Genomic DNA, 19,600 nt, shown 5'->3' with positions numbered 1-19,600 from the left:
ATCGCTAGAAAACTTTTTTATTTTCCCTTGTACCGTTATATCCATGGCAACAAAAAAAGCCGCCAACCCCGTTGGCAGCTATTTAGTACAAAGTTCATTCCAACGTCGAGGCAGCCTGACTCAACAAGGAAGTTAACGATTCCTTGCTCCATTCTTGCCCCTTACGCAGTTTAATCGTTTTTCGTTCCGCGGGTCCATCGAAACCTTCAGGAAATGTCACAGCTGCGGCATTAAAGATGGTGAAACTCACTGCATCTTTCGAAGCGGAAATGACGGCAGCATATTTCCCGTTTTTCAGATAATGGGGTTTTTTATATTGCATCCGCTCCTGTACATCAGGAATGACGGAGCGTACAAGCTCCCGCAGTTCGTTACACAGCTGGCTTTGCCAAGGCTCTTTCAAGGATTGGATATATTCCGTAACTTCTTGGTTCATGGTCATATTCTCCTTTGCGCACGCGTTATGTCGTTTTGATTATTTACAGGCCCATTTGATTTTTCAATTCGGTTTCCATCCCTTTCTCTGTTCCTTCCCCTTGGAAAGTCTGTTTGCATTTTGCCGCGCGCTTGAGCAGCAGTGCCCGTTCCTGATCGTTCTGTGCAAGCGAGGCTGCGAATTGAAACGACTGATAAGCCTCGTTGTTTCGTCCGAGCTTTTCAAGGAAATCCCCCTTCACGCTGGGCAACAAGTGATACTCCCGCAGCGCTTTTACCGTTTCTAATTGCTCCACAAGCTGAAGGCCAAATTCCGCGCCAAATGCCATACCGATGGCTACCGCTCGGTTTAACTCAACGACCGGCGAGGGAAGGACCCGCGACAACGCTTCGTACAATGCGGCAATTTTGATCCAGTCGGTGTCCTCGGCAGTACGGGCCTCAGCATGGCATGCGGAAATGGAAGCCTGCAACGCATAAGGACCAAGCGGTCGACCGAAAGATTTTGCTCGTTCAAGCGCTGCCAACCCTCGACGAATTAATAGATGGTCCCATAATCCCCGATTTTGGTCCTGCAAAAGGATCGGCTCCCCTGAGGAATGAACTCGGGCTCTAAAACGAGACGATTGGATTTCCATTAATGCCACCAAGCCATGAACTTCCGACTCTTCCTTTACAAGCTCTGCCAAGATTCGTCCCATCCTCAGCGCTTCCTGACATAATAACGGACGTATCCAGGAACTCCCCGCAGTCGCGGCATATCCTTCATTGAATAAAAGATAGATCACTTCCATTACGGTTTCGAGACGCTCCTTGAGTTCGTTTCCTTCCGGGATCTGAAATTCCGCTCTGGCATCGCGCAATGTTCGCTTTGCACGCACGATCCGCTGGGCAATGGTCGGTTCGGCAGCGAACAGCGCATGAGCAATCTCATCTGTTGTCAATCCACAGAGCAAACGAAGGGTCAATGAGAGGCGAGCCTCGCGGGACAATATCGGATGGCACGTCATAAAGATCAAGCGCAAGAGATCATCCCCCACGGACCCATCCCATGCATCGCTAATCTCTTGTTCATCAAACATGTCGGAGCTGCGGCCGACCTCTTCATATTTTCGCTGTTGTACCTTGTTTCTTCGCATCATGTCGATGGCACGTCTTTTTGCCGCGGCCATCAGCCAAGCACCGGGATTGTCGGGAACGCCCACCTCCGGCCACTTTTGCAGCGCAATGAGCATTACGTCTTGGGCCAGATCTTCGGCGAGGCCGATATCGCGCACCATTCGGGTTAATACGGCAATGATCTTCGGCGACTCCATTCGCCAGATCGCATCGACCTTGCGATGGACATAACACTCCATCATGGCTGATTGCGTTGCTTTAGTTCTGCACTCAGTGCGTCATGGGCGGCTAACATCTTGGGATCATCCGTCAAATCCGTTCCTTCGAATACCTGTCTGAGCTCAATCTGTCCCTCTCCCAATCCGTGCGGATCTGGCATTCGCAAGGCCCACTCGATCGCCTCTTCCCGGGATCTCACCTCAATCAGGGTATACCCAGCAATCACTTCTTTGGATTCGGTAAATGGACCATCCACAATCGTAGGCTTTCCTCCAGGCTCCGGATAAGAAATCCGAATGGCTCCAGAGCTTGGATGCAGTCCGTCTGCGGCCACCAACACCCCTGCTTTTGCCAACTCTTCATTAAACCGCATCATTGCTTCGAACAGTTCGGGGCTTGGTGGTTTCCCAGCCTCAGAATCCTTGGTTGCTTTGACAATCATCATAAACTTCATGTGGTAAGCTCCTCCTTTTTAATAGACGCTATGAGATCCAAACTTTCCGGCCTCTAAACAGGACGACGAACGCCAGAAACCAAAATCGACAAACTCTATTGAAAATTTCGAAAAAAATTGAAATCCGGTCTAAAATACAAATTAGTCACCCGCATTTTACTTGAACTATTCTTCAAACAAGTTCTTTTTACCTTCATGTTTTGCAGTCACATGGCAAGGGTGAATACCGGAATCCACCTCTTTGCTTGTCGTTCATTTTAAAAGATTCCTTTATAGGACAAAAAAGGCACCCGCCAGCATTTGCGCTTGGGTGGTGCCCTGAAATTAAGAACACAGTATGTAGATGCTGATTGAACGGTTTTATTGAATGTGCTCAATAGCAGTTGGGTGTTACCTTTACTCAAAATCATATCTCTTATTCGTAGGTTTCGCTAAGTCCCCTACGTTGAAGTGAATCGAAAAAGTGATGTTTGTTTTTACGGATCAAACTCTCGGTTATTTGTTGTCCAATTTGATGGTCAATTCCCGAGAGTTCAAGCATGTCTCGAATGATATTATACCCATAATTGAACTCATAGAATTTATTTGAATAGGGTTCAATATATAGCGTCTTCTCTTCTAACTTCATAATATGCTCCAGTTGAGTACCTTTGGGGACTCGGCCTAATCGTGTGATTTTGATTTGAGTCATTTCCGGGTTCATTTCATGTTCCTTCAACTCCTCAATAATATCAGAGACCACCTGACTATATCTTGTTGCCATACTTCGAGGGATACCTTTATATTGCACAACGATGTTGTTCACTTGAACCTTTTGATAAGGTTCGTTTGCTAAATGTCTTTCATTCCATGTTTCTTGAATCGGAACTGCGATGTATATGACAAGGAACATCATGAGAATGAAAAGCAGCGATCTTTTTTGCCGGCGAGGCCAATCGACTCCTTTCCAAAAATAGATCCCCATCATCAGGATTCCAAGAAAAAATATCGAGAGCATATTCCTCATATCAGGGTAATCCGGATACATGAAATTCAGAGTTGGTGCAGCATACCGGATACTCTCCAGCTTATAACCATGCATTAAAGTAAGGAGCATGTACACAGATACACAGCATAGAATAGCCATTTTGAATGATAATAAAGAAATTACAAACGCAAAGCTGATGGCGAAATAGGATAATCCGAGAATAACAAACACCAGCAGATAAACGGGAGTGTCTTTAAAAATTTCACGAACCGTGAAAAATAAGAGGGTTGAAGCTGGAAGGGTACATAAAAAACTAAACAACCATGACTGCAATGTTCTTCGTATAGGATTCCAGTTGGTAAGTCTTATTATATGAACCATATGGTAACGTCTAGGTGAATTCAATATTACAAGTGTCATGGTCGACATGAACAGTCCATATAAAGGAATAGTAACAGGCAATTCATCGATAAAGAATACAAATTTGCTCAAATATAAAATGAAAAGTCCCATGTAGAAAGCCCAAATATGTTCACTGCGCCATAGGACCTTTAATTCTAAAAACCATAACCGTATCATGTGCGTACAACCTGCTTTCTGAACAACATGGAGCTGATCAAAAGCATGAGCACTATCCATAAAACCAAGACGTACCGTTGAAGCATAAAATTCGGCTCTAGAATCATTTCCGATACATAATCTGGATTAAACCAGATCGCAAACATCGGTTGGTGGACATATTGAATACTGATCATCAGGTAAATAAAAACGAAAATGGTACTGTAAATCGTCCTTTTAAAAATAAGAGAGCACAGTCCAGTTAACGAGACCACAAAGGATACGGTTAAGATGATTTGCAAGAGTGTGACTAACCATAAGAGACTAGGACCTTGATTGGATAATGCAAACCAATAAATAGAATCAATCAGTATCAAGATCATGCTTATTCCGGCCCCAACAGCTGCAAGCTTGGAGATTAAATAATTGGAAGGGATAATTAGATAAAACAGGATCGTTTTCAGTTCGAAGTCTCTAAGTTTTCCGCCCCAAACAGCATTGACGAGAACAGGAACCAGAGGTGTCACAATAATCATTTGGAGCTGAAGCATGGAAAGCCAACGATTTTCAAAGCGGGTCTCTCCGCTCATTTGTGCCAGAACAAGCGGGATGATCGTTGTGAGCAAAAAAACAGTGATGAGCAGCAATCGATGTTTTAACAATGATTTAAACGAAAAATGAAGCTGTACCATAAATTCATGCAATGGTTATACCTTCTTTCTATTCGTATAAATATAGGCGTGCTCCAAAGTAGGCTCTACTAACAGGCTGCCTTCCAATGGGGTATCCGATAGATAGCGAACATGTACACCACTTGCAGTGACCTGTGTTGAGATGATGAGTGCACCTTGCTCTTGAAGCTTCTCCGTCACATTCTCTCCGCTGTAAAGCCACACCTTTCCCTCCACCGATTTGATGAAAGCAGGGATATCTCCAAAATAGTTCACAATCCCTTGGTGCAGTACAAGAACCAAATCTGTTGTAAGTGCAATATCTTCGACAATATGGGTGGAAATAATAATAGATCGGTCTGTAGAAAGAGTGGTTAGCAGCTGTCTAAACGACACACGCTCATGAGGATCAAGTCCCACGGTGGGTTCATCAACCAAAAGCAACCTGGGGTTGCCAACGATGGCTTGGGCAATACCTAAGCGCTGCTTCATCCCTCCAGACAAAGCAATGAATTTTTTGTTCCTATGTACCAGCAAACCAACCTGCTCGAGCTTTTCTTCAATTTCTGCTATCCGCTGCTTGCCGTGAATATTTTTCAAACGACAAACATATTCAAGAATCTCCTGCACGGTTAAATGGGGAAAAAAATCAAATTTCTGCGGCAAGTAGCCAATCTGTTTTCGGATCGCATATAAATCCTGACTGACATCCATGCCTTCATAGTCTACTTGACCTGTATGGGGAGCAATCAGCGTGGAGATGATTTCGAGCAATGTCGTTTTTCCAGCTCCATTTTCGCCTAACAAACCAAGTATTCCCGTATTCATTTCAAAAGACACATTCTGAAGAATGGGCTTATCGTAATGTTTAGAAAGATTTTTAACGCTCAGTTTCATATATTATCACCTGCTACCTTATTTTTATTTTGACATCCCCAGTCCTTAGATACATAATTCAATTTGTTCATCAACTAAGCCAGGCGGAGTTGGATCATGAGAGATGATAATAATCGCCTTATTATTCTCTTTTAAAGAGTGCATCAATTTAAAAAATGTTTGTTTATGCTTTATATCTAGTGCAGAAGTAACTTCATCAAACAGATATAATTCTGCATCTGCTAGTAATCCTCTAGCCATGGATAACTTTTGTTTTTGACCCACAGATAGTTCAATTCCATTAATACCGATTAAAGTATTATAATTTTGATCTAATGAATCAATAAACGAAGCAATACCAACCATTTCACACACCTTTCGTAGTTCTCCCGAAGTTGCTTTAGCGTTCCCCAGTAAAAGATTCTCCCGGATTGAGCCAGAAATGACTTGAGGTTCTTGAGTAACGAAACATACCTCATTACAATATATAGAACGTGGGATATCATTAATATCTGATCCTTTATAACGAATCTCACCTGTATAGTTCTCAAGTAAACCTGCTAAAATCTTTAACAAGGTTGATTTACCGCTCCCGTTCGCTCCAGTAATTTGAAGGATTTTTGATCGAGCAACAGACACGGTTAATTCATTAATACACCTAATACCGACATCAGCATACCTATAGGAGAGCTTTGATATTTCCATAACAGTTCCAGTAAAACTATTCAGGATTTTGGGATCATGTATACTTCTCTCCTCGTTTCTTCTTATTGCTGCAGCGGGAATATTGTCCATTCTATTTATAGAGACCACGGTTTCCTGTAGCAGAACGTTAAATTGAGAAAACCTTAACAGAGAGTAATTGAAATTGCTGGAGTACGTGGTGAATGCTACAAGTTCGCCAAGAGTTAGATTGTGATTTTTAACATAATAAAGTCCACCCAAGAGAATTGCTATATATGAAATAAAGTTTAGGCCTTCTACTGTACCACTAGAAAGAATGGTTATCCTGTTCTTGTTTAGTGATGATGATTGATAACTACTCAATTCCCCTTCAAACTTTCGAAAGATCGCACCTTCTGCATGAAAAACTCTAAATAGCGTGAATTTCTCCAAGATCTCATTCAACAAATTAAGATAACTATCTAATTTTCGTTTAACATTCCCGTCCAGAAATTTTATTTTTTTCCCAAATACCAAGAATGATATAAGTAATATCGGCCCAATAAGAGCTAAAATTAACGAAAGTTTCAGATTGATTTTAATGAGTATACTAATAATGACAATGAAACTGATACTATCTACAAAAAACTTAGCTAAGTCAGTTACGGCAATTGAGAAAGCTTTTGTATCATTTTCAATTTTGTTAATCAGCTCTCCCTTGGGGAGCGATTCGAAGATGTTCATAGGAAGAGAGAAGATACGTTTAATTAGATCCGTCTTTAAACTGAATTGAATTTTATAAGAGATACTCGTCACCTTATATTTGCATACCAGGTTAAAAAGAAGATTCATCAAACAAAACATAAAAATCAAAAAAACGATAAAATAAGCATCCTTAAACTGGTTAGAGCTTATAGAATCAACGAATTTTCCAAAAAGGATAGGTTGCATTATTCCAAAGCACAGAGGCAGCCCCATGAATAATAAAATTGTCACAATCTCACGATTATAAGGGAGCAATCTTTTATATATAAAAGCAAGACCTTTCATAATTAAATCTCCTTAGAAATACCCTTTTAAAAGTTAACCTAGCAATATCTCTTTTTCTTCTTCTGTCAAAGTTAAGTAAAGATGAAAAATGGAGTTTAGTTGTGTTTTTGTAAGCTTACAATAGTCCACCGGTGGTGATGTTACAGCTCCTGTTAACTCATAGTTCTCATGATGACACCCACCACCACACAAATTTCTAGCCCAACAATAATTGCAGTTTTTTCGATTTGATGTATGTGCTTCTAGGAGAAAGTCTTTTTTCTTATAATGATCAATTTCAGAGTATATGTTACCCTGTTTGTAATTTTTATTGTTAACGAAGCGATGACACGGGTAAAGATCACCATGGATATCAACAGCAAAAAAGTTAACCTCCGCACCACATGAATAGGTCGACTCGAAACCACTATGTAATCTCTGTAAATATTTCATTATATTATTTATCTTTTTAGCCTTACCATATTCTCTCTCTTCTATCAGTTCTAAAAAATACTGAGTGAGGATCTCATATTCTACACCCAATTCTTCAAAACTCTCACTGTTAAACATTTGCATAGCTGGTGCTAAAAAAGCACTTCGAAAATTCAAAGAAAATAAGTGCTGGTATATTTCTGTATAGTTCGTATTATCTGGAGTAAGTGTGGAGCGAACCCCTAATTGATTTTTGTTCCGTAGCTCTTCCGTACGATTCATGATTATCTCGTAACTACCTTTTTTGTTACCATAAAATCTATTCTGATCATGAGCTGCCTTCTGGCCATCAACACTAATTTGAACATACATATCATGAGCCCGAATGAATTCAATGATTTTCGGAGTAATGAGGGTTCCATTACAAGTCATACTATATTTAATTTTCTTATGATGCGTCTCGGCTAGTTTATTAGCATAATATACAACTTGTTCAATTGTTTCGAAATTTAATAAAGGTTCGCCACCAAAGAAAACAAGAGTCAATTCTTCGATATCGCCTGAATTCTGAATTAAAAAATCCACAGATCTTTTTGCAGTTTCAAAATTCATTTTTCCTTTTTCATTGTATTCGCCATCTCCAGCATAACAGTAGGTACACTTTAGATTGCATTCTTGTACCATCATAAGTGTTAGAGCGCTTATTGATCGAAAATGGGCTGTCTCAATTTCTTTCGTCTTTCTTTCCTGATTAATCATTTCATTCTCGATAAGAGAATGAATAACATCGAGAAATTCTCCTTTCTCTAATGGCAAAGGTAAGTTATCATATATCACTGATACTATTTCATTGTCTGACCTGAGGATCATCTCTAAGTTGCTATCAATTTCATAAAGTGCATTTCTCCCTGGAACATATGCGTAGCTATTTGAATTATGTTCTAGAAGCAAAACATCTGCTGGTCTAATACGTTTTTCCCAAATATTTGTGAGTTCGTTCATTTACTTTGCTCCAATCTATGTGCTGATAGTTATTCTTGATAAAATAAGGCTAGAAAAAACCCAGATCTCCATAGAAAACCTGGGTTTCAAATGAGAAGTGTATGTAACACTTTCACTTCTCAACATCTAACCATCAGAATCTCTGGTAATGCAGGTTTCATATCCACCTGAACATCCCCAATCAAGTGCATCACATTTTACACAATAATCCTTTGTATCACATGTCCAACATATCTTTGAGTCATCGGAACCCTTGGTAAATCCCTTATTGATTTGTTTAAGCATACTTCCACCTCCCTTCAATTAGCTAATGAATTGATATCATCAAATTGTATTTGCAAGATAAATTATCCAGTAACTTCATTAAATAAACAGTAATAAAAATCACTTACATTTCTTGTGTTCGACTAAAATAAGATCAATATTGGTGCAAGACATCGGGCGGTAATTAATACAGATACTCTATTTGTCCTTTCTACTGATCTCTTCATTAAAGCGTCTTTATATCCAATACAGTGTACAGCCTATCCGCTTTTTATAAGCCCCCGCCCTTAAAGTACCCGAAGTCCAGAAGGGTCATGTTAGCACACGGCTCGGTTATGCTGTAAAACAAGCTCATTCTATCGCATTGAAAAGCTCTGCCATTCGGTCTGCCAATTCCGACTGCGGTTTCATCCGCTGATGATTCATATCGGTAGGCGTCATATAGAACACTTCGTTCCCCTGCTTAAACAGCGTAACATGGAACAAAACCCCTGCTGCATCTTCCTGATCCGGATCAAGGACGATGTTTATATGGCGCACCTTTTCAATCCATTTCTGAATGAGCGCTTGATCTGTAGTCGTTTTTTTGGTACCATCACTGCCACTCATGATTTCGATAGAATCAACCTGTGTCATATCGCCGGAAAAAAAGGTTTCTAATTCCTTTGGTTCTTTACTTGCTCCCGCCTGGTTAGGCGTATTAGCACTTTGACAGCTGCTTAGAAACAAGGCCGTTAATAAAGCAAACATGAAGGTGAAAAACGAATATTTCTTCATCGTACGCCCCCCTTGATCTTCCAACGAAATATACATTTGAAATGTTCCGCCGATGCTCCATCTTGTTCGCTTCATTTGACATCATTCCTTCAAATCGATAAGATATTCGTGTGTTACTATATAGTTTTATAAAAAACCAAATAGTTTCCAAGTAAGTCGCCGTCTATAGGGAGAAAAGCCTTTTCGGTTGAAAATTTTACAGAAAGAAGGGAACGTCCATGTACAAACCATACTTCAAGGACTGTTGTGACTACAAATGAATTTACTGGGAGGATTTAAACTTTGAGATTATTCGACATCGTACTTGTATTGCTAATTTTCATCCTTGCTAATCTATTCATATGGAAACCACGTTTTTTTGAAATGCCCAGGCTTTTTGCAATTGCCTTGCTGTTGATCACTACGATTTTACAATTCGTGCTGGATGGATACCGATGGCAGATGGTTCCTGCATACATAACAGTAATAGCTATGATTCTGTTTTTAAGTATAACTCGGAAAAAGAAGGAACGAACGGATCGCAGAAAGATCGGATGGAAAACATCGCTTTGGACGATCATGTCTCTTTTCCTTTTAGGGATAATGGTCGCTCCTACATTCCTGATGCCTGTGTTTACCTTTGAAAAACCGACCGGGCCTTATCAGGTTGGAACGACCGTATTGCATTGGACGGACTTGGACCGGAAGGAAGAAAACGCATCAGAACCCAACGCATATCGGGAACTGATGGTTCAGTTATGGTATCCTGCGGACACCACGGAATCCAAACCGGTTGAACCCTATATCCGTCATGTGAAAGCTGTAACCAAGGGTCTTGAAAAAGCCCTTTCGTTTCCATCGTGGACACTTGATCACCTCAGCCTGATCGATTCGCACTCGTTTACGAATGCCTCCTTGTCCAATGACCAAAAGCAGTATCCTGTTTTGATTTTTTCTCATGGGCTGACCGGCTTTCGTAATCAAAATACCTTTCAGGTCGAAGAATTAGCCAGTCATGGTTATATCGTGGTTGGCATCGATCATGCATACGATGCAGCAGCGACCGTTTATCCCGACGGAAGAGAAATTTTGTTGAAGAAAAATAATTTGAGTGGTTTCAGTGAACTTGGAAGCCATATCACTCTCTGGGTTGATGACGTGACTTTTGTATTAGACCAGCTTGAACAACTGAACGCTCAACCGGAGTTTAAAGATCATATTGACCTGACACGTATCGGAATGTTTGGGCACTCTTACGGAGGCGCGACCGCAGCACAAATGCTCATGAAGGACTCACGTATCCGGGCAGCCATGAATATGGATGGCACGCTTTATGGCGATCCGCCTCCTGATGATGGTTTCGCGAAGCCTTATCTGCAAATGAACGGGGAACAGAGTATCGATCGAACCGTGTTCGAAAACTCATTGGACAAAGCCGTTGCCCAGAGCGGGAAATCAAAAGCATACTACGAGTCATTTTGGGAGGAATCCGCGGAACGTCGCAACCTTGCTTTGAAAAACGGAGGGTATACGATGACGATCCCAAAGACGTCCCATATGAGTTTTACGGATTTTCACCTCTTCTCCCCGCTGCTGTCAGCTAAAAAAGCCCAACCGCGCGAGGTTCATCAAATCATCAACGAAGTGAGTCTTGCTTTTTTTGACCAATATGTCAAGGGTACAGGCGAACCAAAGATGAGCGACATCTCCGACAGGTATCCCCAAATCCATTTAGAACAGCCTGGTCGGTAAAGGACAGCCGGCTTATCTTCAACAAGCGTTTCTCGCATGGAGAAACGCTTGTTTCCTATAGCAGATCATGACAACCGACATTACCCAAAATATCCACCTCTCCTATGACTCTCTTCAGAGTTTCTTTAGAAATCCCCTATGATATTCTTCAGGATTTATGATTATGATGGCTCTAATAAATGACGGAGTGATCGCCAATCATGAATGAAAATCGTTCAACATCCTTTAGAATAACCAATATCTATGTAAAAATATTAATTTATCTGGGTAACCGTTTGTTGATTGCATTTTTCTTCACATGCTTTTCCTCTTATTATCTCACCTGTTATCTTGCCCATTTTTCATACTTAATGGAAGGCCCCACTCCTCATTTTATGGCAGCCAATCTCATTCCGATGTTTTTTACCGTACTGTTTGTAATAACATTCAGTTTATTGACACTACCCATTGCGAAAAAAATGATCGTATTGGAAAAGGCGTTACTGATGTTTAATGGAGAAAATTTAAGTTATAGGATTCCTCATCTGGGGTTTCATGAATTGGACAACGTCGCAACTACCATCAATTCATTGATGGATCACCTGCAGCAGGAAACAAAGAAAGAACATGAAACGCAGCATTTCAATCAAAAGTTAATGGAGGATATCATATCGGAATTACGGCCAACGTTAAATAGTCTTATTCATGACATAACCCTCTTGAAAACTTCATCGTACAATAACCAGGACGACTACGGAAAACGGATTCAAGAAGCAATCACAAAAGCAGTGTACTTAAAGAAAAGAATTAACGAATTGTTGCGATTTGCACGGGATGTTTCTTCGGACACTCATTCATAAACTGCATGGCCATTGTTAGATCACATTAACAATGGTTATGCGGTTTATTTTTTGTTCTTTAGGTTTTCTTCAGATTTTCTTTAGAAATACTCTCATTCTTTCCTTAGTTTTTCTCGTTAAGATAAAACGATCAACAGGAGGAGCTGAAAAAAATGATTGGAAACGCAGTGTTAGATCTCATTCATCAATATGGGTACCTTTTCTTTTTTCTCGCCTTCTCCCTAGGCCCATTCGGAATTCCGATTCCTAATGAAATAACGATCCTTACCGGTGCCGTTCTAAGCCGCTCGGATGTTATCGATCACTGGGCTGCCTATATCAGTATTCTGGCCGGTTTGCTGACAGCGATCACGCTTGCTTATTCTGCCGGTCACGTATTCGGCTACAAATTCAAGAAAAAGCTCTCACGCAACAAGCACTATCTCAAAGCCGAATCCATTCTTCGAAAAAGAGGCAATCTAGCCATGTGTATCGGCATGTTTATCCCGGTTGTACGTTATTTCATGCCATTGCTCATTGGGCTAAGTGGTGTTCGTTATAAAGAATTCGCTCTGATCACATACACAAGTGCGCTGCTTTGGACGATCATCTTTTTTGCTTTAGGAACTTTTTTTGGAGATTCAATTTTATCATTGCTGCATTCCTTGAGTTTTTGAGCCAAGGCCTGAAAAATGCGATTTGAAACGAACGGAGCCGTTCATAATAAACCCAATGGAGGTATGTATAATGAAAACTAATGATAAATTGCTTTTTTTAAAAAGCTTTGTGAAAAACCCGAAAAATGTGGGGAGTATCATTCCAAGCTCTCGCTTTTTGGCCAGCGCAATGGTTAATCATGCCATTTGGCAAGAAAGCACTGCCGTTGCGGAGCTTGGCGCAGGGACTGGGGCCATTACCCGATACATTCAAAAAAATGCAAATGAACATACAAAAGTTTTATTATTTGAAATGGATCAAACGATGCGGAGCAATTTACAACATGAATACCCGGAGTTCATCTCCCACCCGAACGCTGCCACTTTATTGGATACCATGAAGAACGAAGGCATCGACGAATTAGACTATATTTTTAGCGGTTTGCCTTTTTTCAATTTTGAGCGTACATTAAGGGATGCCTTGATTGAACAGATTCACCAAGCTTTAAAACCTGGAGGACGGTTCATCGCTTTTCAATATTCGCTGCAAATGAAGAAGCATCTTTCCGAAAAATTCATTATTGAGAACATTGAGTTTGTTCCTCTGAATGTTCCCTCCGCTTTCGTCTATGTGTGCCGTAAATAAAGAAAGCAATGAAAATTCAAAGCATTATATATGAGAAAGGGTAGATACTAAAGAAAATGAATACCATTTTAGTCGTAGACGATGATCCGGAAATTCGAGATGTGATCCATGTATACTTGCGCAATGAAGGATATGACGTCATTGAAGCAGCCGATGGCTTAGAAGCCGTGGACATGATCCAATCGAGTTCGGTCCAACTTGTTATTCTGGATGTCATGATGCCACGGATGGATGGGATCACGGCATGTATGAAAATCAGGGGAATTTCAAATACTCCAATCATCATGCTGTCTGCCAAGGAAGAGGATATCGATAAAATTATCGGTTTGACGACCGGAGCAGATGATTACATGGTCAAACCATTTAATCCTTTGGAATTGATTGCACGCGTAAAAGCACAATTCCGTCGTCAATCCTTAATGGGCAAAGAAGAATTTAATTCGTTAATCCTCATCAAGGACCTGGCGATCGATAAGAATAAACATTCCGTTAAACTCAAAGGAAAAGAGATTTCGTTGACCCCTTTGGAGTTCGCCATTCTGCTGCTATTAGCGAGCCGGCCTGGTCAAGTTTTTAGCTCGGAGCAAATCTACGAAAGTGTATGGAAAGAGCCCTATGGGTATTCTGACAATACGGTTATGGTTCACATACGTAATTTAAGAGAGAAATTGGAGGAAACGCCAAGAGAACCTCAATACATTAAAACCGTATGGGGGGTTGGTTATAAAATTGATTAATTATGTTCGAAAGTTAAAACAAAACAAACGAATTCAAGTCAATATTCTCATTCGAATGATCCTAAGCCTGGTTATCTCACTTGGCATTAACTATGTTTTCCTTTTGACTTCGATTTATCTTGGTAACTCTATGGAATCTGATTGGTACTCTCGATTTTTTCCTTATCTGATTACCCCCTTGTTTATCGTTAGTTTCATCGGTGTTTTTCTATTTTTGACCCGGAACATTGTAAAAGACTTGATCAAACTAGAGCAAGGGCTTGAAAAAATCGCCGTGGGGAATTTAGGATATCGGGTAACGATTGACCGTCAAGACGAACTAGGTAATGTCGCTTTAAACATTAATAGAATGGCAGAGCGTTTGGAAGCACAAATTGCGAAGGAACGTGAGCTTGAACAATCTAAAATGGAAATGATTACAGGTCTCTCCCACGACTTGCGCACTCCTCTTACAAGTATCATCGGCTATATTCAGCTTCTAAAGACCGAATCTTTCCGAGACAAAGATGAGTACTCACGTTTTGTCCAAAATACGTACAACAAAGCCGTCCATTTGAGAAAACTCCTCGACGATTTGTTCGAATACACCCGGCTTACGTCTGTCGACGATACCCAATTGAATCGGAAAGAAATCGATTTATCCCAACTTTTGGAGCAAATGTTATTTGAATTTGAGCCGCTTGCTCAAGAAAATGGGATTCGTATCGTCAAAGAGATTGCCCCCTCTCCGACGAATGTTTATGTGGACAGCGAAAAAATCGCCAGGGCAATCGACAACTTGTTGATGAATGCTTTGAAATACTCACACAAACCCGGTGCTATCGAACTTCGAATGGAAAAATTCAGTACACACATCGCGATAGAGATCCAAAATAAAGGGACACCGCTTAATGAGGATCAAGTGAATAAGCTGTTTGACCGATTTTATAAAGTAGACTTTTCAAGGAGCAGCGAAGGCATTCAGGCCGGCTCTGGGCTCGGTCTTTCCATTGCCAGGAATATTATGGAATTGCATCAAGGTAGTTTGACCCTGCATCATACCGATGATGTTTTTTTGTTTACAATGTTGCTGCCGCTATATCACTCCTGAGCTTAACGCTTCGAAAAACCACCACAAAGAATGACGACGGAGGATGGATCATTGAAGTACCCTAAACCTTTTCTCTTCCTTCAGGGGTTCCTCAAGAACCCGAAACGTGTAGGAAGTTTATTTCCTAATCAACGATTTCTAGCCAAAAAAATCATTCGGGAAATACCCTGGAATAACATCAAATCGATCGCCGAACTTGGGGCAGGCACCGGGGCGATTACTCGCCTTTTTACCGGCCGGCTGCAAGGTAATGTAAACGTATTTTTGTTTGAAAGAGACAAAAAGATGCGCGAGAACTTAAGGGATACCTATCCCCAATTCAAGCTCCATTCGAACGCATCGTACTTATCCAAAAAATTAATACAAGAGAGCATTAACCACCTTGACTGTATTATATGTGGTTTACCCTTCTTTAATTTTTCGAAGAATATGAGGGAAAATATCATTCACCAAATGGTTCACTCTCTCAAGCCCGGTGGAATTCTAATTGTTTATCAAAATACGCTTCATATGAAAAAGAAGTGGGCCGAACATCTGGTCATCGATAAAATCATATTCGAACCTTTCAATCTGGCACCTGCATTTATTTTTGTATGTCATAAAAAGGATCAACCATCCGCCTAAAGGCACTTTTGTTCATCTGGCGGGTCACACATTTCTTCATCCCCCTACTCTATCTATCACAAGCAGTGGTTCACTGCTTGTTTTTTTGTACAAATTGCTACACCAGGTCTTTGCTCAAAATAACAACCGTATCCCCGTTCTTTAGATGTTCTTTAGATTTTCTTTAGAAATATGCCCACAGATTCCTAAGTTTATTTCTCTATAATTTAGAGAATTATTGTCCCGAAGGTGGAGTCAACGACACAATGAGAAACTTGTTACGAAAAATATCGCAGAAACTCTATGCTGCGTACAGCTTCAAATTCATAAGAATTCTGATCCCTATTGGCGTAATGCCTGTTCATGTCATTATCCTATGGGTCTTTTCTTCGTTTTTAGCAGTATCCGTGATGAGTACCTATGATTTTTTAATCAGAAGCCATTTTAAGCTCGAGCTCGATTGGAAAACAACATTTCGGTATGCTTGGATCGCCAATTCATTCAATAATATGATGGGGTTGGCGGGCCTCACTGGTGTAGGGATGCGTACATTTCTGTATAAGAAACGCGGAATTCAGATAACAACAGCGGGAGCTGCATCCCTGTTCCTTTCTCCTATTTTGATGGTTGGGTTAGCTCTATTTGGATGTTTTGTACTTATGGGTGTTTTCCCCGTAGATGCCGTCTTTGAGCGCCATTCATGGCTTCAAATCGGTGTAATGGGCATATCCCTCTATCTGCCGTTCTTTTTATTGATGCAGCGATCTTCCTTGTTTGCGAAATGGTTCAATAAAGGTCAGGGCAAGCTGCCGTGGAATGTCGTTATCGCTTCTCTTGCCTCTTCTCTTTTGGAGTGGGCGTGTGCAGGGATATTATTCTGGCTGTTCGCCTTCCATGAGCAACCCCAATTATCATTTGCGCCGGTTTTCGGTGTATATATTGTGGCAGCAATTGCCGGCATCATCAGCATGGCTCCGGGAGGAATTGGAGCATTTGATTTAATCGCTTTGTATGGGCTTCAGACCTTGGAGGTTAACTCATCCGCTGCTTTTATCATTTTAATATTATTTCGATTATTTTATTTTATAGCTCCTTGTTTGCTCGGTCTTTTCATGGCTGCTTTTGAAATAAGCTTGGTCCGTAAATTATTGAAGGGGATGATTGCGGCCATTTCCAATGCAAGGCGACTAACCTATAACAAGTTACACAAGCCCTCCCGATGGGTATTGTTGGGCAAACTCGGGGCATGGCTCATTGAAAAAATGCTTTTGGTGAATGGAATCCTTCTCCTTCTGTCTTTGGCGATGCCCAAACGGTTTGCTAAGAGCTATGATTATGAAAATATATTATTTATCCCCATACTGCATCACTCTGGTGAGCTATTATCCATTTCTGTCGGCATCATGCTTATCATTGTATCCCGTGGCGCTCTGCTCCGAACCCGGCGAGCTTACATATGGGCCATCGTATTATGGTCAGCAGGCCTGTTCATAAAATTCAGCCATGGGATCGATATGTTAATGGCCAGTATTTTGCTGCTATTAACGCTTATATGGTATACAGCCCATATTCACTTCACCCGGAAAAGTGCGACAATATCCCCTCTCACGATCTGGATTGGCGTACCTGTTTCTTGCGTTTGGTTACTTTCTTATTTGGCCATGGATATAAATGCCGATCTAGCTGTTGTAGGCCCCTTGCATGACCTTGCTTCATCTAAAGGTGAGTATATGATGAATCTTATTGGTGGTTTCAGTGGGGTACTGATTTTGGCGGCGTCCATGTTTACGCTGCGACCGCATCATTACACAGGGGAGCGTCCTAGTGAAAAGGATATCGAGAAATTGACTCAGTTCATTTCCAAAGAAGATGGGAACGTATTGACACATCTTCTATATTTGGGAGACAAACATTTCTACTGGGCGCAGCATGACCAAGTCTTGATCCCTTATTCTCGCATTCGCCGCAAATTAATCGTGCTTGGCGATCCGATCGGAAGCAAAAAACTTGTCGGTGCCGCCATCCAGGAGTTTCAGAGTTTTGCGCAGCGTTTCGGATTAACCGTTGTTTTCTATCAGGCTACCCCTGATTATCTTCCGATCTATCATGAGAATGGTTACAAATTCTTCAAGCTGGGGGAAGAAGCGCTGGTTCCTTTGGAACCCTTTTCGCTTAGCGGCAAAAAAAATCAAAACTTACGAACGGCCTTGAACAGATCCAATCGCATGAATCAACGTTTCGAAGTTCTTACGCCGCCGTACCATCCCGAACTTCTTGCTGAATTACGCGATCTTTCGGATGAATGGCTGGGCAATCGCAAAGAAAAAGCATATTCATTAGGTTGGTTTAATGAGGCTTACATTCAACGGTCACCCTTAACCTTACTGCGTGATGCAGAAGGAAAAATTTTGGCCTTTGCTACACTAGCTCCTGCATATAACCAAAAAAAAGTGATTTCCATTGATCTCATGCGTCATGTGAACCATGCGCCAAATGGAACGATGGATGTTCTTTTAATACGTTTGATGGAATGGACAAAGGAGCAAGGCTATGCCTATTTCAATTTGGGGATGTCTCCTCTTTCCAGTGTCGGAGTAACCCCATATGCACACCGCGAGGAAAAACTGGCCCGCTTGGTGTTTAAATATGGCGGACGTTGGTATGGATTTATAGGATTACGCCGTTATAAAGAAAAATTCATTCCCGAATGGCAGCCAAGATTTTTAGCTTATCCGGCTAACAAAAGGCTCCCCTTCGTCACGATGGACCTTGTGAGACTAATATCCCGAACCCCTGAATAACAAGTCCCGCTTCATGAAGAACATGTTCTACAGAATGGGCGAGAAAGGAATACGGATTCTATGCCGTTATGTTCCCTTCTCGTTCTTTTCGTATACCTGTATCAATGACCCTCGTCGAATCTTTAGAGTTTCTTTAGAAAATACCCAGTACGTTCTTCAGAGGTTGTTATTATGATGGTTCATAAATCATCTTTAGGAGTGAGAGCGTGGACCGTCTTGAAAAACCATCTTATAGATCGGCATGGTTATCTCTTTTATGGCTCCTCATCGTCCCCATTTTGAATATCTTCTATGGTATTTTGAATCGGGCTGGGGATCATGTATTTTATCTTGGAACAAGCATTGACCAACTAGTACCATTCGTCCCTGTATTTATCATCCCTTATGTATTATGGTACCCCTTCATTACAGGCATACTTGTCGCGCTTGCCTTTAAAAACAGGGAAACCTATTTTCAAACTTTGATCGCACTTTGCAGCGGTTTGATCGTTTCGTATCTGTTCTTTGCCCTCTTTCAAACAACGATCCAGCGTCCAGATATCCAGCATGAAACAGGGTTTCTCTATCGTATCATCGGCATGGTGTACAGCTCGGATCAGCCCTACAACTGTTTCCCAAGCATTCATGTGTTAACGAGTTACCTGATGCTTAGGGGTGCGCGAGTATTTAGCAAAATCAATTGGAGGCTGACGGCAGCCATGTCTACTCTTATCATGATCTCAACGGTGTTCGTGAAACAACACGTCGTGGTAGACATTGCCGGTGGCGTGTTAGTCGGGGAACTATGTTTCAGGTTAGCAGGGGCGTGGATCATATCGATACAAAAAAAACAGCAGCTTCCTGCTTAGAAAAGGTGTGATGCGTATTGTCCCGGGCCCCTCAACAACACTCCTCACACTTCTAATCTTTAACATTGAAACGATTATTTCATTGCTTTTATGAAATAGTAGCCCTATTGAGTCTTGCTAACAAAAAGAAACAGACCCGAGGCCATTGGGTCCCTCAACTTTAGTCCAGCCCCCTTACCAAACTGCAGCCTGATGATAAATAAA

18 protein-coding genes are annotated in these 19,600 nt (G+C 41.2%); 9 read left to right on the top strand and 9 right to left on the bottom strand.

Going from position 1 to position 19,600, the window contains the following annotated elements; genetic code table 11:
• Positions 1-94 precede the first annotated feature (94 nt).
• The 9 genes from L6H98_RS01600 to L6H98_RS01560 form a co-directional block, all read right to left on the bottom strand.
• The gene (locus tag L6H98_RS01600; RefSeq protein ID WP_236412400.1) at positions 95-436 is read right to left on the bottom strand and encodes a DUF1801 domain-containing protein; all 342 of its coding nucleotides are present in this window, start codon (positions 434-436) and stop codon (positions 95-97) included.
• Positions 437-479: 43 nt separating this feature from the next.
• Entirely contained in the window at positions 480-1,796 is a 1,317-nt protein-coding gene (locus L6H98_RS01595; RefSeq protein ID WP_236412399.1) for an RNA polymerase sigma factor, read from the bottom strand.
• Positions 1,793-2,227 carry a YciI family protein gene (locus L6H98_RS01590; RefSeq protein WP_236412398.1) on the bottom strand — a complete coding sequence of 145 codons (435 nt, stop codon included), beginning with the start codon at positions 2,225-2,227 and terminating at the stop codon, positions 1,793-1,795. Before L6H98_RS01590 ends, L6H98_RS01595 begins: the two co-directional genes overlap by 4 nt.
• Positions 2,228-2,642: 415 nt before the next feature.
• Positions 2,643-3,773 (bottom strand): hypothetical protein, encoded by a 1,131-nt coding sequence (locus tag L6H98_RS01585; protein ID WP_236412397.1) that lies wholly within the window; start codon positions 3,771-3,773, stop codon positions 2,643-2,645.
• Positions 3,770-4,456, bottom strand: coding sequence for a hypothetical protein (locus L6H98_RS01580; protein WP_236412396.1), 687 nt, complete (start codon positions 4,454-4,456; stop codon positions 3,770-3,772). Before L6H98_RS01580 ends, L6H98_RS01585 begins: the two co-directional genes overlap by 4 nt.
• A 3-nt stretch (positions 4,457-4,459) precedes the next feature.
• On the bottom strand, positions 4,460-5,320 hold the full coding sequence (locus L6H98_RS01575; RefSeq protein WP_236412395.1) for an ATP-binding cassette domain-containing protein: 861 nt from the start codon (positions 5,318-5,320) through the stop codon (positions 4,460-4,462).
• Between the two features lie 45 nt (positions 5,321-5,365).
• Positions 5,366-7,012 carry an ABC transporter ATP-binding protein gene (locus L6H98_RS01570; RefSeq protein ID WP_236412394.1) on the bottom strand — a complete coding sequence of 549 codons (1,647 nt, stop codon included), beginning with the start codon at positions 7,010-7,012 and terminating at the stop codon, positions 5,366-5,368.
• 33 nt (positions 7,013-7,045) lie between these two features.
• On the bottom strand, positions 7,046-8,425 hold the full coding sequence (locus L6H98_RS01565; protein WP_236412393.1) for an SPASM domain-containing protein: 1,380 nt from the start codon (positions 8,423-8,425) through the stop codon (positions 7,046-7,048).
• A 615-nt stretch (positions 8,426-9,040) separates the two neighbouring features.
• The gene (locus tag L6H98_RS01560) at positions 9,041-9,466 is read right to left on the bottom strand and encodes a hypothetical protein (RefSeq protein ID WP_236412391.1); all 426 of its coding nucleotides are present in this window, start codon (positions 9,464-9,466) and stop codon (positions 9,041-9,043) included.
• Between the two features lie 282 nt (positions 9,467-9,748).
• Here L6H98_RS01560 and L6H98_RS01555 point away from each other — a divergent pair, with 282 nt between their 5' ends.
• From L6H98_RS01555 to L6H98_RS01515, 9 genes are all read left to right on the top strand, one after another.
• Positions 9,749-11,197 carry an alpha/beta fold hydrolase gene (locus L6H98_RS01555; RefSeq protein ID WP_236412389.1) on the top strand — a complete coding sequence of 483 codons (1,449 nt, stop codon included), beginning with the start codon at positions 9,749-9,751 and terminating at the stop codon, positions 11,195-11,197.
• 200 nt (positions 11,198-11,397) lie between these two features.
• A complete protein-coding gene (locus L6H98_RS01550) occupies positions 11,398-12,036 on the top strand; it encodes a hypothetical protein (protein WP_236412386.1) in 639 nt (212 codons plus the stop codon).
• A 152-nt stretch (positions 12,037-12,188) separates the two neighbouring features.
• Positions 12,189-12,692 (top strand): VTT domain-containing protein, encoded by a 504-nt coding sequence (locus tag L6H98_RS01545; RefSeq protein ID WP_236412384.1) that lies wholly within the window; start codon positions 12,189-12,191, stop codon positions 12,690-12,692.
• 70 nt (positions 12,693-12,762) lie between these two features.
• Entirely contained in the window at positions 12,763-13,317 is a 555-nt protein-coding gene (locus L6H98_RS01540) for a methyltransferase domain-containing protein (protein ID WP_236412382.1), read from the top strand.
• Positions 13,318-13,373: 56 nt separating this feature from the next.
• On the top strand, positions 13,374-14,054 hold the full coding sequence (locus L6H98_RS01535; RefSeq protein WP_236412381.1) for a response regulator transcription factor: 681 nt from the start codon (positions 13,374-13,376) through the stop codon (positions 14,052-14,054).
• On the top strand, positions 14,047-15,144 hold the full coding sequence (locus L6H98_RS01530) for a HAMP domain-containing sensor histidine kinase (RefSeq protein WP_236412379.1): 1,098 nt from the start codon (positions 14,047-14,049) through the stop codon (positions 15,142-15,144). Before L6H98_RS01535 ends, L6H98_RS01530 begins: the two co-directional genes overlap by 8 nt.
• A 51-nt stretch (positions 15,145-15,195) precedes the next feature.
• A complete protein-coding gene (locus L6H98_RS01525) occupies positions 15,196-15,768 on the top strand; it encodes a methyltransferase domain-containing protein (protein WP_236412378.1) in 573 nt (190 codons plus the stop codon).
• Positions 15,769-16,013: 245 nt separating this feature from the next.
• Complete coding sequence (gene mprF, locus L6H98_RS01520; protein ID WP_236412377.1) at positions 16,014-18,548, top strand: bifunctional lysylphosphatidylglycerol flippase/synthetase MprF; 2,535 nt, start codon at positions 16,014-16,016, stop codon at positions 18,546-18,548.
• Positions 18,549-18,754: 206 nt separating this feature from the next.
• Positions 18,755-19,396: a phosphatase PAP2 family protein gene (locus L6H98_RS01515; protein WP_236412376.1), complete on the top strand. Its 642-nt coding sequence runs from the start codon at positions 18,755-18,757 to the stop codon at positions 19,394-19,396.
• Positions 19,397-19,600: the final 204 nt, after the last annotated feature.

Source organism: Paenibacillus sp. JJ-223, from assembly GCF_927798175.1.
In the GTDB taxonomy this organism is placed as follows: domain Bacteria; phylum Bacillota; class Bacilli; order Paenibacillales; family Paenibacillaceae; genus Paenibacillus; species Paenibacillus hubeiensis.
This window is presented reverse-complemented; position numbering and strand designations above follow the sequence as displayed.